12 protein-coding genes and 1 pseudogene are annotated in these 13,685 nt (G+C 73.4%); 9 read left to right on the top strand and 4 right to left on the bottom strand.

What is annotated here, in order from left to right:
* Nucleotides 1–38: 38 nt before the first annotated feature.
* A complete protein-coding gene (locus tag ACZ7DY_RS04480) occupies nt 39–467 on the top strand; it encodes a hypothetical protein (RefSeq protein WP_471129845.1) in 429 nt (142 codons plus the stop codon).
* A 54-nt stretch (nt 468–521) separates the two neighbouring features.
* Here ACZ7DY_RS04480 and ligD read toward each other — a convergent pair whose 3' ends face one another.
* The 4 genes from ligD to ACZ7DY_RS04460 all read right to left on the bottom strand — a co-directional run bounded on the left by ligD (nt 522) and on the right by ACZ7DY_RS04460 (nt 6,552).
* Nucleotides 522–1,469, bottom strand: a complete 948-nt coding sequence (gene ligD / locus ACZ7DY_RS04475; protein WP_471129843.1) for a non-homologous end-joining DNA ligase — start codon at nt 1,467–1,469, stop codon at nt 522–524.
* A 129-nt stretch (nt 1,470–1,598) separates the two neighbouring features.
* Nucleotides 1,599–2,150 carry a hypothetical protein gene (locus ACZ7DY_RS04470; RefSeq protein ID WP_471129840.1) on the bottom strand — a complete coding sequence of 184 codons (552 nt, stop codon included), beginning with the start codon at nt 2,148–2,150 and terminating at the stop codon, nt 1,599–1,601.
* A gap of 184 nt (nt 2,151–2,334) precedes the next feature.
* The gene (locus tag ACZ7DY_RS04465) at nt 2,335–3,465 is read right to left on the bottom strand and encodes an FAD-dependent oxidoreductase (RefSeq protein WP_471129837.1); all 1,131 of its coding nucleotides are present in this window, start codon (nt 3,463–3,465) and stop codon (nt 2,335–2,337) included.
* Between the two features lie 279 nt (nt 3,466–3,744).
* Nucleotides 3,745–6,552, bottom strand: a complete 2,808-nt coding sequence (locus tag ACZ7DY_RS04460) for an ATP-binding protein (protein WP_471129835.1) — start codon at nt 6,550–6,552, stop codon at nt 3,745–3,747.
* 146 nt (nt 6,553–6,698) lie between these two features.
* Here ACZ7DY_RS04460 and ACZ7DY_RS04455 point away from each other — a divergent pair, with 146 nt between their 5' ends.
* The 8 genes and pseudogenes from ACZ7DY_RS04455 (at nt 6,699) to ACZ7DY_RS04420 (ending at nt 13,683) form a co-directional block, all read left to right on the top strand.
* Nucleotides 6,699–7,055 carry a VOC family protein gene (locus ACZ7DY_RS04455; RefSeq protein WP_471129833.1) on the top strand — a complete coding sequence of 119 codons (357 nt, stop codon included), beginning with the start codon at nt 6,699–6,701 and terminating at the stop codon, nt 7,053–7,055.
* Between the two features lie 29 nt (nt 7,056–7,084).
* Nucleotides 7,085–7,534 carry a pyridoxamine 5'-phosphate oxidase family protein gene (locus ACZ7DY_RS04450; protein ID WP_471129829.1) on the top strand — a complete coding sequence of 150 codons (450 nt, stop codon included), beginning with the start codon at nt 7,085–7,087 and terminating at the stop codon, nt 7,532–7,534.
* Nucleotides 7,535–7,720: 186 nt separating this feature from the next.
* On the top strand, nt 7,721–8,116 hold the full coding sequence (locus tag ACZ7DY_RS04445) for an iron chaperone (RefSeq protein WP_471130232.1): 396 nt from the start codon (nt 7,721–7,723) through the stop codon (nt 8,114–8,116).
* A gap of 158 nt (nt 8,117–8,274) precedes the next feature.
* Nucleotides 8,275–8,913, top strand: a pseudogene (locus ACZ7DY_RS04440) (ABC transporter ATP-binding protein); the annotation flags it as partial.
* Nucleotides 8,914–8,996: 83 nt separating this feature from the next.
* Complete coding sequence (locus tag ACZ7DY_RS04435) at nt 8,997–9,824, top strand: ABC transporter permease subunit (RefSeq protein ID WP_471129826.1); 828 nt, start codon at nt 8,997–8,999, stop codon at nt 9,822–9,824.
* A gap of 15 nt (nt 9,825–9,839) precedes the next feature.
* A complete protein-coding gene (locus ACZ7DY_RS04430) occupies nt 9,840–11,201 on the top strand; it encodes a sensor histidine kinase (protein ID WP_471129823.1) in 1,362 nt (453 codons plus the stop codon).
* A gap of 12 nt (nt 11,202–11,213) precedes the next feature.
* Nucleotides 11,214–11,858: a LuxR C-terminal-related transcriptional regulator gene (locus tag ACZ7DY_RS04425; protein ID WP_471129820.1), complete on the top strand. Its 645-nt coding sequence runs from the start codon at nt 11,214–11,216 to the stop codon at nt 11,856–11,858.
* 406 nt (nt 11,859–12,264) lie between these two features.
* The gene (locus ACZ7DY_RS04420) at nt 12,265–13,683 is read left to right on the top strand and encodes a PP2C family protein-serine/threonine phosphatase (RefSeq protein WP_471129818.1); all 1,419 of its coding nucleotides are present in this window, start codon (nt 12,265–12,267) and stop codon (nt 13,681–13,683) included.
* The last annotated feature ends 2 nt before the right edge of the window (nt 13,684–13,685 follow it).

Genomic DNA, 13,685 nt, shown 5'->3' with positions numbered 1-13,685 from the left:
CCGAACATCCGTGATCGAGCACCAGAAGGAGAGCCACTGTGCTCACTCGTACGAAGCTCACCACCACGCTCGCGGCGAGCGTCCTCGCCGCCGGGATCCTCGGCGGGGCCGCGACAGCCGCACCGTCCGAGGACTCGACCGCCGCGTCGGCGGGACATGCGTCGGTCGCCTCATCCTGCCTGAACGGCGATTGGTCGTACGACGGCTACAACTACGCGCCCCAGGGCGACGGTTACTACGTGACCACCAACCGGTGTACGGACATCCAGGTCAAGCCGGACCGGGACACGAAGATGAAGCTGTGCTACCTCAAGAATCGAAACCCCGACAACAAGGTCTGCAAGGGCTGGGTCACGGCGAAGGCCGCCAAGTGGACCGTCCTGGGCACAGACTTCAACGACGGTGTCTACTTCTACCTGGACTTCCCCAACTCCAGCGCCCTCAAGACAGGGTGGGTCGCAGCCTGACAGCTGCTTCACGGCTGTCCCCGCCGCCCTGGCGGGGACAGCCCCCAGGGCGGCCTAGGGCGCGAGGTCCGGGCGGAGTCGGTGCCAGACCGGGTGGCGCAGCAGGCCGGCCCGGGTGAGGGCGGTGTAGCGGACCTCGGCGACCAGGCGCGGCAGGACCCAGCGCGCGCCGGGCACCGCGGGGGCGGGGGTGAAGGGGCACTCGTCCATCGCCGCGATGCCCAACAGGTGGGCGAGTTCGGCGCGTTCGCGCTCGTTCCACCCCGTGCCGACGCTGCCGCGGTACGCCAGGACTCCGTCCTGGGTCTGCCCGACGAGGACCGCGCCCGGCAGTCCGGTGAGACGTCCCTGGCCGGGCAGCCAGCCGCCGATGACCACGTCCAGGGTGCGGACGTTCCTGATCTTGATCCAGTGCGGTGACCGCCGGCCGGGTTCGTACACCGAATCGAGCCGTTTGAGCACGATGCCTTCCAGGCCGTGTTCGCGGGCGAATTCCAGGGTCTGCCGGCCGTGTCCGGTGACCGCGCCGGGAACCGACCAGCGTGGTCCTGCCGCCACCAGCTCCTCCAGAGTGCTCCGGCGCCGGGTGTACGGGAGGCGGGTCAGGTCCCGGCCGGCCAGGAACACCACGTCGAACAGGACCAGATGCACCGGGTCCCGGGCCGCGAGGCGGCCCGCCTTCGCCGGGGAGCCGGCCAGCCCCATCCTCGGCTGGAGCCGTTCGAAGTCCGGGCGCCCCGCCTCGTCGAGGACGACGATCTCCCCGTCGAGCACGGCCGGTACGTCACCGATGACCTCCGCCAGACCGTGGAGTTCGGGGTACGCGGCGGTGATGTCCGCGCCCGAGCGCGAGCGGATGACCATGGTCCGGTCGCCGGGCAGGTACACCAGCGCGCGCTGCCCGTCGTACTTGGTCTCCGCGCTCCACAGCTGTTCGGTGCGTACGGGCGGCAGCGAGCCCGGGGTGGCGAGCATGGGGGCGAGGCGCGGCAGAGTGGCCATGGTTGTCAGCCCTCGCCCCAAACGGGGGCGTTCATGCGCGGTGGCCGCCCATCTCGCCCGGTCGGCCCCACACACTCGGCGGAGGGGCTTGGCCCGGGCCGGGCCCCTCGGGCGATGGCCGCCGTGCCCTCAGGTGACGATCTGGTCCCCGTCGGGGACGTCCTCGACCGTCACCAGGGTCTGCGGCAGGCCGAGCCCCCGCGCGACCTGCCGGGCGAGACCGTCCACGTCCGGGCCCTGCGGGACAGGCACCTGCTCACCCTCCCCGTAACCCTCGATCGCCTTGGTGAAGTAGCTCGGGTGCCAGGCGCCCACCGCCCCCTTGACCTCGACCGCGCTCACGGGACGGCTTGCGACGAGCCTCTTCAGCGCGGCCAGGATCTGATCGGACCGCAGTTCACCGGGGACCTGGAAGAGGCTGGCGTGCGCACCCACCAAACCGCCGTCCCGCAGCCGTACGGTGACGGTCAGGCAGCTGGTGACGCTCGGATAGGTGAGGACACCGCCCGCCGCCACCTCCTTGACCTGCCCTTCCGAGACCGTCGCCGCGGCGGGCGCGGTGACGCCTTGCCCGGTGTGCGACGCGGCGCTGTGGGCGGGTTCGGCGGCGCGGGCGGCGGAGGCGGGGCCGAATTGCGGTGCGCCGAGCGCGAGCGCGGCCGCCAGGACCGTGGCGCACACGGCCGTGCCCCTCCACCCAGACGCGGGGGCGTCCGGACGCGTGGGGCGGGCAACATGCTGAGGCGCTGACACGGGGTGCACTCCTGGGAAGAAGACCGGGCCGGTCACCCGCCGGCCGGGTCGGCGACGGAGGAACACGGCTGACTGCTTGATTCCATGATCGCTTCACCGAGCGGCAGGCTCCTCAGTGGGTCCCGTCTTCGACGAAGGCCGCTATCAGGCCGTGCGGCGCGTCGTCGCCGAAGAGGAGCTCATGAAGGCGCGTGCCGTCGGCCGCGGCCTCTCCGCCGCGGGGGAACATCGCCTGCTCGTACTCGTCGAGAGCGGCCTCGACGTCGTCGGGGTGTCCGGCGACGGCCTTGCCGAGCTCGGCGCCGTCGAGCATGGCCAGGTTGGCGCCTTCGCCGTTCGGGACCGCCAGGTGCGCGGCATCACCGAGCAGCGTCACCCCCGGCACCCGGTCCCAGCGGTGGCCGACCGGCAGCACGTGGTGGAGGCGCAGGACCGGCGCGGTGTCGCTGTCGGTGATCAGGGCGGTGAGTTCGGGCGCCCAGCCGTCGAACTCCCGCGCGATCCGCCGGGTGGCCGCGTCGGCGTCGGTGAAGTCGATGGCGGCGAACCACTCCCGGGTCCCGGTCAGCGCCACGTAGGTGTGCAGGGTGTCGCCGCGTTCCCGGTGGGCCTGGATGCCCTTGCCGGGGGCCAGCGCGAACATCGCCCCGCCGCCGACCGCCTTCGCGGTGACCGGATGCCGGGTGTCGCCGTCGAACAGGTACGTCTCGACGAACGCCCTGCCGGTGTACTCGGGCACCGCGTCGCTGAGCAGTGGACGCACCCGGGACCATGCCCCGTCGGCGCCGACCAGCAGATCGGTGGTGACGGTGGCGCCGTCGGCGAAGGCCACCTCGTGGCGCCCGCCGCCCAGGGCGCGGGCGCCACTGACCTTGTGACCCCAGCGAACCGTGCCGGGCGGAAGCGAGTCGAGCAGGAGTCGTCGCAGCTCGCCGCGCTGTACTTCCGGGCGCCCGCCGGTCCCGTCGTCGGGCACGTCGAACAGGACGGCTCCGTCCCGGTCGAGGACCCGCATCGCCTGGCGGCCCTCCAGGATGAGACCGTGGAACTCGTCCATCAATCCTGCTGCACGCAGGGCCAGTTGGCCGTTGTAGTCGTGGATGTCGAGCATTCCGCCCTGGGCGCGGGCCGCCGGGGAGGCTTCCGCCTCGTAGACCGTGGCGGAGATGCCGTGGACGTGCAGGACGCGGGCGAGAATCAGGCCGCCGAGTCCGGCGCCGACGATCGTGACGTCTGTGATCATGGTGCTTCCCTCGTTCTGGGGGTTCCGTGTCTCCCGGACCTGCGTCCCTGGGGCGTGCGGGGTCCTGTGTGGGCCGTACGTCCGTCTGCCGGGCGGACGACCCGACCGGACTTCTGGAAAGGTGCCAGGCCCCGCCGACAGGAGGCCGACACGGAGCCGACAGCGGGCCGACAGAGGCTGTGGGCGACCGACGCACCGACGCACCGACACATCACGCACTGGCCGCGCGCCTGCCGGACGGGGGCGGGGCCGAGGCCGAGGACCGGCTCCGCGCCGCTCCTAGGGCTGCCGCGGAGCCACCGCCGTCAGACCCAGTTCCACCAGCCCCGCCGCCCCGGCCGCCGCGTGGTCGGCTCCCGCGAGCAGCAGCGTGCGGGCCGACTGGTAGGGGGAGCCCGCCGCCTCGAAGGCCTTCGCGGTGGCGAGGAGTCGGGGCAGGTCACCGTCGAGGAGTGCCTCGGCCCGGTCGACCTGCGCGGTGACGACCGGGTTCCCCGCGACCACCTCCCGCGCGGCGGCGATCCGGTCCCGGGCCGAGGCGTGGCCGGTGAGGACCGCCGCCTCCGCGCGGAGCCCCACGTACCAGTGCAGCCAGATCCAGCACACCCACTTCCACACCTCGTCCGGCGCCGGCGCGACCCGCTCGAAGGCCGCCTCGGCGTCGCCCTGGTGGAGCAGGACCGTGGCGTCGAACACCGCGCCGTAACCGTGCCGGTGTTCCGGGACGCCGTCCGCCCTGTCGACGGTCACGAGCCAGGCGGCCCGCGCCTCGTGGTCCCCGCGCAGGCCGTGGACCATGGCGACGGACGCGGCGGCGGCGCCGAGGGAGAGCGACCGCTGGCGGCCGCTCCGCTCCCACGCGTCGAGGAACCGCACACTGCGGTTGAGTACGTCGTCGGCGCGGCCCGCGAAGGCATCCGCGGCCAGCACCCAGGCCGTGGCGTGGTGGCCCGCCTCGGCCAGCAGCGGATGGTCGGCGAGCTGCTCGCCCCACCGCCGGGCGGCGGGCAGTTCGCCCACGCCGAGCGCGGTGCCGGCCGCCATCGCGAGGGCGTCCGCCACCTCGTGCGTACCGGCGGGAGTGGACGGCACCGATGCCAGGACGTCGACGCGGCGCCGGGCGGCGTCCGCCACGGCGAAGGCGTCACCGGCCCAACTCCGCGCGCCGGAGAGCCCGTCGAGGGCGGCGGACTCCGCCACCGGGTCGGCCGCGAGCCGGGCGAGCCGGACGGCGTGTTCGGCTCTCTCGACGGTTTCCTGGACGGTGTTGTCGGCGTCTCCCTGGATCGCGCCGAACGCGTCGCTGATCACGGCGGCCTCGGCCAGCGCGACGGCCGCCACGGCCGCGGGGTCGTCCCCCGCCAGTTCCCGTGCCCGTACGAGCAGGGCGGCCACCTCGTCCACCGGCGGTATCCGCGCGAGGGAGGTGGAGAAGCGGTACGCGACGGTCGCGGCGGTCGCCAGGTCGCGGCCGGCACCCGCGTCGTCCCCGGCCCGGCGGGCGGCCTTTGCCGCCGCCCGGTGCAGGCGGAACATGTCGTCGCCCAGTCTCCGGCAACCCGCCACGCCGGCGGCATGGCGCAGCGCCCGCGCTTCGGCCGCCGCGTCCTCGGCGACTCCGGCCGCCTGCTCGTACCGCTGCTGTGCCTCGCCCAGCAGGTTGCGGGTGAAGGTCAGTCCGGCGAGGGCGAGGGCGAGCCGGTGGGCGTCCGCGCGCCGCTCGGGGCGGTCGGCCGCCCAGCCGAGGGCGGCGCGGAAGTCCTCCGCCACCGCGTCGAACCGTTCGCGCCAGTCGGCTCCGCCCGCGGCGGCGAGGTGGGCCGCGCCGGTCAGGCACCAGCTCACGTGCCGGGCGCGGACGTCCGCCGTCTCGTCGGCCTCGGCGAGCCGCTCCGTCCCGTACTGGCGGATGGTCTCCAGGGCGTGGTAGCGGGTGCCGGTCGCCGAAGGGGTCACGGCGAGCAGGCTCTGTTCGGCGAGTCTGCCCAGCCCGTCGGCGACGGCGGCCGGTTCGAGCGTCGCGAACCCGGCCACCTCGGCCGCCGCCTCCGCGGTGAACGGCGCCATGAACACCGAGAGCCGGCGCAGCAGCACCCGGTCCCGCGGTTCGAGCAGGTCGTGGCTCCAGTCGAGGACCGCCCGCACCGAACGGTGCCTGCCGTCCGCCCGGGGGCCGCCCGCCAGGATCCGCAGCTGGTCGGAGAGGCCGGCCGTCAGGCCGTCCAGGCCGAGGGTGGACCACCGCGCGGCGGCGAGTTCGATGGCGAGCGCCATGCCGTCGAGCCGTTCGCACAGGGCGGCGACCTGCTCGCGTTCGGCCGCAACGGGTGCCCGGCCGACCGCCGCCGCGCGCTCCATGAACAGCGCGACCGCCTCCGATGAGCCGCCGCCGACCCGCGAGAGCGGCGGGACCGGGAAGACCCATTCGAACGGCACCATCAGCCGGGCCCTGCTGGTCGCCAGCACCCGAACCCCGGGGCAGGCCACGAGAAGACGCTCCAGGAACGGCGCCACACCGTCGAGCACGTGCTCGCAGTTGTCGAGGATCAGCAGGGCGCGATGGCCCGCCAGCGCGGCCACCACCGCGTCGTCGATGCCGCGTCCGGGCTGCTCGCCCACGCCGACGGCCGCCGCGACCGCCGCCCCGACCCGCCCCGGATCGGTGACCGGGACCAGGTCGACGAACCACACCCCGTCGGCGAAGTCCGCTGCCGCCTCCTCCGCGACCGCGAGGGCGAGCCGCGACTTGCCCACCCCGCCCAGGCCCACCGCCGTCACCAGCCGACGCTCCGTCACCGCCGCGGCGAGTTCGGCGCGTTCCCGCACCCGGCCGACGAAGGCCGTCAGGGGCGCGGGCAGCGCGGGGGCCGGGCGCGTCCGTCCGGCCCCCGTACGGGCGCGCTCGGAGGCGTGCCGGGAGAGCGCCCGCCGGTCCGGCATCCCCGACTTGCGCAGCAGCGCGGAGACGTGCGACTCGACCGTCCGTACGGAGATGAACAGCCGGGCGGCGATCTCCGCGTTGCTGAGGTGCTCCCCGAGCAAGGCGAGCACTTCGGCTTCCCGGGACGAGATCTCTGGTGTGGACACCGACTCATTATCCGTAGTGCCCTCCGTACTGCTCTCCGTGGTGCGTTCCGTGGTGAGCACGGAGGCGGTCCGTACCCCCGCTGGGAGAGGCTTCGACCACAGCGAACGAACAGCGCGAACACACCACAAGACACCAGGAGATGACCATGTCAGGGTCCGCCACCCAGGGAATCAAGACCGTGCTGCACCCCGTCTCCGACCTCGCCCGGGCCAAGGCGGTCTATGCCGCGCTGCTCGGTGTCCCGCCGCAGGTCGACGACACCTACTACGTCGGGTTCGAGGCGGCCGGCCAGCACATCGGCCTCCTGCCGGGCGGCGGGCCGCAGGGACTGACCTCGCCGCTGGCCCACTGGCACGTGGCCGACATCGCGGCGAAAGTCGCCGAGATGACGGCCGCCGGAGCCACGGTGAAGGACTCCCCGAGCGACGTCGGCGGCGGTCGCCTGGTCGCCACCCTCATCGACCCCGACGGCAACCTCATCGGGCTCCTCCAGGACCGCTGAGAACAACGGGAGAAGCGACCGTGGAGACGATGGCAGAACCCCGAACCCGTGACCGGCGCCGTGCGGACACCGAGCGGCGGCTGACCGAGGACGTCGACGCCTGGGTGGCCACGGCGTCGGCGGACGGCACGCCCTATCTGGTGCCGCTCTCCTTCGACTGGGACGGCGAGACCCTCCTGGTGGCCACGCCTGCCGACAGCCCGACGGGCCGGAACCTCACCGCCACGCGCAGGGCCCGGCTCGCCCTCGGCCCCACCCGTGACGTCACGATGATCGACGGCGACGTCACGTCGCTGCCCATCGACGCGTTGCCGGCCCGGACCGTCCGCCGCTTCGTCGAGCGCACCGGCTTCGACCCGACGGCGCTGACCACGTCGTACCGCTGGTTCCGCATCACCCCTGATCGCGTCCAGGCCTGGCGCGAGGTCAACGAATTGCGCGACCGCGACCTGATGCGTGACGGCCGCTGGCGTACGTGACATCGGGCCGGACGCACCAGACACCCCGAGCCCACCCCGACCAGACCCCGAGCCCACCCGAAGGAGCATGAACCCATGACCAGCACCAGCACCAGCACCAGCACCAACACCAACACAAGCACCAGCACCAGCCCCGACTCCGCCCGCGCCCCGCACGAGGGCTTCTCGTCAGCCGAACGGGCCGCGATGAAGGACCACGCCCAGGAGCTCAAGAAGGCGGCGCGCCGCACGTCCCGCGAGGAGAAGGCGGCGGAGGCGGTGCGGGACGTCCTCGCGAAGATCGCCGAGATGCAGGAGTCGGACCGCGTCATGGCCGAACGCATCCACGCCGTGATCACCGAGAACGCCCCCGTCCTCGCGCCGAAGCTCTGGTACGGGATGCCCGCCTACGCCCTCGACGGCAAGGTCGTCTGCTTCTTCCAGAGTGCCGAGAAGTTCAAGGCGCGCTACGCGACGCTCGGCTTCAGCGACCAGGCCAAGCTGGACGACGGCCCGATGTGGGCGGCCGGTTTCGCCCTGACCGAGGTGACACCGGAGGTGGAGGCGCGGATCGCCGCGCTCGTCGAGCGGGCGGTGGGCTGAGCGGCGTGGCGGCCGGGGTCGCGTGACTCTCCTCCGTGCCGTGGCCGGTGTGGGGGAAAACCCCCAGTACAGACGGAGGAAAGCCACGTTCCGGCGGGATGCGCCCGCGCCCTAGCGTGAAGCCGGTGACCATGTCCGGCGCACGTCAGGGAGTTGTGATGATCGAGGCCCTAGGGCTCACCAAGCGGTACGGGACCCATGTCGCCGTCGACGCACTGAGCTTCGACGTGCTGCCGGGGGCCGTGACCGGCTTCCTCGGACCGAACGGGTCGGGGAAGTCGACCACGATGCGCATGATCATGGGCCTGGACCGGCCGGACGCCGGTCACGCCCGCATCCACGGGGTGCCTTACGCCGGGCTGCGCTGGCCCGCCCGCGAGGTCGGCGCCCTCCTGGAGGCCCGTACGTTCCACCCCGGCCGCACGGGCGCCCAGCACCTGACGATGCTGGCCGCCGCCGGGGGCATCCCGCGCACCCGCGTCGACGAGGTCCTCGGGTCCGTCGGGCTCGGCCACGTCGCGGGCCGGCGGGCGGGGACGTACTCGCTGGGGATGGCACAGCGGCTCGGCGTCGCCGCGGCGCTGCTCGGCGATCCGGGTGTGCTGCTCTTCGACGAGCCGGTCAACGGCCTGGACCCGGAGGGGGTGCGCTGGATCAGGGAGTTGATGAAGTCCCTGGCGGCGGAGGGCCGCACCGTGCTGCTCTCCAGCCATCTGATCGCGGAAATGGCGCTCACCGCAGACCACTTGGTGGTGATCGGGCAGGGCAGGCTGCTCGCCGACTCGTCCGTGCGTGAACTCACCGCACAGGGGCGCTCCTTGGAGGAGGCCTTCTTCGCCCTCACCGCCACCTCCCACACCTCCCAGGAAGGGGTGTCCCGATGAGTACGGCGAGCCCTGCGCCCGGCCCTGCGCCCGTCTGGCGGCGCGACGCGCGGATTCCTGCCGGACGGTACGGCTTCACGCACGCGGCCCGCATGGAGTGGATCAAGCTGCGGAGTCTGCGGTCCACGCTCTGGTCCCTGCTGCTCGTGATCGGCGCCATGGTGGCGATCGGCATGGTGACGATGGCCAACACGAAGGCGCCGGGCCCCGGCAAGGCCGACGCCTTCGACCCGACGAACAACGTGCTCGCCGGGGTGGCCGTCGGACAACTGGTGATCGGTGTCCTCGGCGTCCTGGTCGTCACCGGCGAGTACGCGTCCGGCTCGATCCGGGCCACGCTCGCCGCCGTCCCCGACCGGCGCCTGGTCCTGACCGCCAAGGCGGCCGTGTACGGCGGGATCGCCCTGGTGGTCGGGGAGGTGGTCGCCTTCGTGACGTTCCTGGCGGGGCGGGCGGCACTCGGCGCGGGGGTGCCGCGACCGGCGCTCGGTGACGCCGGGGTGCTGCGGGCGGCGCTGATGTCCGGCGCGTACCTCGCCATGATCGGGCTCATCGGTATCGGTCTGGGCGCCATCACCCGGCACACCGCGAGCGCCGTGGCGGTGCTCGTCGGGGTCACGTTCGTGCTGCCCGCGGTGATCGGCGGCGTCTCGGGGACGACGGTCGCCAAGTTCTTCCCGACCATCATCGCGGCGAACTCGCTCGCCGTCGCCAAACCGGTGGCCGGTGTCCTCTCGCCGTGGGCCGGGTTCGCCCTGCTGTGCCTCTACACGGCGGGCGTACTCGCGGTGGGCGGGCATCTGCTGGCCCGCAGGGACGCATGACAGGACACTGACACCATGCATGAGCAGGAGATTCTTCACCCGGCCGCCCGCCGGCCGCGGGGCGGCACGGAACTGATCCGCGCCCTCGCCGCCACCCCGTTCACCCGGCGGGCATGGGCGGAAACCGCGTACTGCCTGATCGGTTTTCCGCTGGGCCTCGCGGGCGGGACGGTCCTCGCGGTCGTCCTGCTGCTCGGCGCCGGTCTCACCGCCTCGCTGGTCCTCGCGGTGGTGGGGGCGCTGCTGCTCATCGGGGGGCTCGGACTCGCCCGCGCGCTGGGCTCCCTGCACCGCGGGCTGGCCGCCACGTTCCTCGGGGAACGGACGGCCGTACCGCCGCCGGTGCCGAAGGGCGAGGGCTTCGTGGGGCGTCTCGACGCGCGGCTGCGGGACGGCACCGGTTGGCGGGCGGCAGGTTATGTCCTGGCGAAGTTGCCGGTGGGAGCGCTCGGCGCGTACGCCGTCCTGTGGTGGGTGACCGGCCTGGTCAATCTCATCGCACCGCTGCGGTGGGGCGTCTTCGGGCAGCGGCCCGCGGCCGGTGACGCCGAGGGCATGCCGGTGCTGACGCCGATCCCCTTCGGCGGGCTGCACGCGGACACCTTCGCGGAGACCTGGCTCGTCGCCCTCATCGGTGTCGCCACCCTGCTGTGCGCGCCCTGGGTGACGCACCTCGTCGCCGAGGGCGACCGCGGGCTCGTCCGGGCGCTGCTCGGTCCTGGCCGGCTGGCGGTGCGCGTACGCGACCTGGAGGAGACGCGCGCGCTGGCCGTCGACGACTCGGTGGCGCTGCTGCGCCGGGTCGAGCGCGATCTGCACGACGGGGCGCAGGTCCGGCTGGTCGCCGTGGCCATGGGCCTGGACATGATCAAGGAGCGGCTCGACGACGACGGGCAGCCGCTGGACACGGCTCGTCTGCGCCAGCTCGTCGAGGGCGCGCACCGCAATGCCACAGAGGCGCTCACCGAACTCCGCGACCTGGCGCGCGGCATCCATCCGCCCGCCCTCGACGAGGGCCTGCCCGACGCGCTCGCCACGCTCACCGCCCGCAGCACGGTGCCGGTCGAGCTGTCGGCGGACGTGCCGGTGCGCCCCACCCCGGCGATCGAGACCATCGCGTACTTCTGCGCCGCCGAGCTGCTGACGAACGTCATCAAGCACAGCGGGGCGAGCCGGGCCACGATGGGCGTGACGCAGCGGGACGGGTTGCTGAGGCTGCGGGTGACCGACGACGGCCGCGGCGGTGCCCAGGCCGGGGCGGGCAGCGGTCTGACGGGGCTCGCCCAGCGCGTCCGCACGGTCGACGGTCGCATCGACGTCCGCAGTCCGGAGGGCGGTCCGACGGCGGTCACCGTCGAGCTGCCGCTGCGTGCGTGAGAGCATGCGCCCATGCGTGTCGTGATCGCCGAGGATGCCGCCGTACTGCGGGAATTGCTGGCCCAGATGCTCGCCGAGCGCGGCCATGAGATCTGTGCCGCCGTGGGCGACGCGGACGCCCTGCGCGCGGCGGTCGCCACGCACCGCCCCGACGTCACGGTGGTCGACATCCGGATGCCGCCGACCCACACGGACGAGGGGCTGCGCGCCGCCATCGACATCCGCGGCGCCCATCCCGGCACCGGCGTGCTGCTCTTCTCGCAGTACGTGGAGACGAAGTACGCCACGCGGTTGCTGGCGGCGGGCTCCGCGGGCGTCGGGTATCTGCTCAAGGACCGGGTGGCGAACGTCGCGGAGTTCACGGACGCGCTGGAGCGGGTGGCGGCGGGCGGCACCGCGCTCGACCCGGAGGTGGTCACGCAGCTGGCGGGGGCGGGGCACCGCGCGGCCGAACTGGCGCCGCTCACCGGGCGGGAGCGCGAGGTGCTCTCGCTGATGGCGGAGGGCCGCTCGAACGCCGCCATCGCCCAGGCGCTCTTCGTCTCGCCGGGCACGGTGGAGAAGCATGTGGCGGCGGTCTTCGACAAGCTCGGTCTGCCCGCCTCGCACGACCACAACCGCCGGGTCCTCGCGGTCATCCACTACCTGCGGTCCTGAAGCGGCGCCTGCACTCCACCAAGGTGTTCAGGGGCCAATTCCCGCCGTTCTGCCGGGAGTTGCGGGCCCGCACGCGGCAGGGAACCCGTGCGGGAACATGCCCCCGAGGCCGCGGACCGGCGCCGCCCCGGGGCCTCTCACCCCGGCGTGGAGCACGCGGCCGTCACCCGCCCCCGCTTCCCCCACCGGAGCACCACGTTCCGCCCGTAATCCGCACGAACTCTTCACCACCTCACACTGGACTTCCGGCCCCCGTCCACGTATCCGCAGGACATAGGCATATGCCGTAAGCACCACCGCATCGGGTGTTGCCAAATCCCTTACGGGCCACGGCGCGCTGTGCGAAAGTCGTTAGCGGTCCACCACCCGCCAAGCTGGTCGCACCGCACCTCCACCGGAGCACCTCATGCCGCCCCATGTCTTCGCGGACCACGCAGCCGCCCAGCCGCCCGAGCGCGGCACGGTCGACGCGCTGATCTCGCAGACGCGCCGGCTCCGCGGCGAGGTCGACGCCGTACGGCGCGAAGCCGTCACCGAGCACGGCGACCCCGAGGGGCGCTGGCAGCGAGCCCTCTGCGACCTGGCGGTGCATCAGCTCAACGACCTCGACGAGCACCTGGCACAGTTGCGGGACGGCCCGCCGCGGGCCGGCGGGGAGCCCGCGGCACCTACCGCCCCGGAAATCACGGAGCCGCGTCGCGGATCACTCCTGAGCCGCGTCGGCAGCGCGGAGTGGAACCTCCTCACCGACGAGGCCACCTGGTCCGCCGAGCTCTACCAGATCCTCGGCCGCGACCCGGCCGCTCCCCCGCTCTCCCTCGACGAACTCCCCTCCCTGGTGCACCCCGAGGACCAGCCCTTGCTGACCGCGATGGTCACGGACTGCCTCGTCGACGGAAAGCCAATCGACGGCGAGTTCCGCATCGTGCGGCACGACGGGCAGGTGCGCCAGGTGCACATGATGGGGGAGCCGGTCCTCGCCACCGACGGCTCCACGTCCTCCATGTGGGCCGTCGTGCGGGACGTCAGCGAACTGCGCCGCAGCCAGCGCGTCGTGCGCGAGAGCCGGGAGAGCCTGCGGCGCCGGCGCGACATCGCACAGACCGAGCAGCGCCTCGCGATCGAATTACAGGAGGCGGTCCTGCCGCCCTGGCGCAGCTCACTGCGGTTCCCGCACGCCGGCCCCGGCCGGCTCGACCTCGCCGCCCACTACCTCCCCTCCTCCACCAGCACGCTCATCGGCGGCGACTGGTACGACGCGATGGAACTGCCCGAGGGCCAGGCCCTGTTGAGCGTCGGCGACCTCACCGGCCACGGCGTCACCGTCACCTCCGGCATGGCCATGCTGCTCGGCGCGCTGCGCGGCATGGCGGTCGCCGGCGCCCCGCCCGGCCGTCTCATGGGCTGGCTCAACCAGTTACTGGACGCCACCGTCCAGCCCGCCCTGGGCAGCGCCATCTGCTGCCGCTACGACCCCGCCACGCGCCGGCTCAGCTGGGCGCAGGCCGGCCACCCCGCCCCTCTGCTGTTCCGCGACGGGACGGGACGCGCGCTGACACCACCCCACGGCGTACTCCTCGGTGCCACCTCCGGGGCGACCTACGAGCAGGCCGACGAGCAGCTACGCCCCGGAGACCTGCTGCTGCTCCACACCGACGGCCTGGTGCCACGGCGCGACAGGGACACGGCGACGGGCCTGCTGCTCTCCCTCGCCTCCCGGTTCACCGGAGCGTGTACAGCGCAGGAGTGCGTGCGGGCCGTCGTCGAGGTGGTCGGCGAGGCCCCGCGCGAGGACGACGCCTGCCTGTTGGTGGCGCGGATCTGACT

The organism is Streptomyces sp. NPDC037013 (assembly GCF_055607265.1).
The sequence above is the reverse complement of the archived record's forward strand: the minus strand, read 5'-3'. Positions and strand labels throughout refer to the sequence as shown.

Bases quoted from the DNA above. Each gene is read 5' to 3' on its own strand.
- ligD (WP_471129843.1), bottom strand. From the start codon at position 1,469: ATGGCCACTCTGCCGCGCCTCGCCCCCATGCTCGCCACCCCGGGCTCG.
- ACZ7DY_RS04465 (WP_471129837.1), bottom strand. From the start codon at position 3,465: ATGATCACAGACGTCACGATCGTCGGCGCCGGACTCGGCGGCCTGATT.
- ACZ7DY_RS04455 (WP_471129833.1), top strand. From the start codon at position 6,699: ATGTCAGGGTCCGCCACCCAGGGAATCAAGACCGTGCTGCACCCCGTC.
- ACZ7DY_RS04450 (WP_471129829.1), top strand. From the start codon at position 7,085: ATGGCAGAACCCCGAACCCGTGACCGGCGCCGTGCGGACACCGAGCGG.
- ACZ7DY_RS04445 (WP_471130232.1), top strand. From the start codon at position 7,721: ATGAAGGACCACGCCCAGGAGCTCAAGAAGGCGGCGCGCCGCACGTCC.
- ACZ7DY_RS04435 (WP_471129826.1), top strand. From the start codon at position 8,997: ATGAGTACGGCGAGCCCTGCGCCCGGCCCTGCGCCCGTCTGGCGGCGC.
- ACZ7DY_RS04430 (WP_471129823.1), top strand. From the start codon at position 9,840: ATGCATGAGCAGGAGATTCTTCACCCGGCCGCCCGCCGGCCGCGGGGC.
- ACZ7DY_RS04425 (WP_471129820.1), top strand. From the start codon at position 11,214: ATGCGTGTCGTGATCGCCGAGGATGCCGCCGTACTGCGGGAATTGCTG.
- ACZ7DY_RS04420 (WP_471129818.1), top strand. From the start codon at position 12,265: ATGCCGCCCCATGTCTTCGCGGACCACGCAGCCGCCCAGCCGCCCGAG.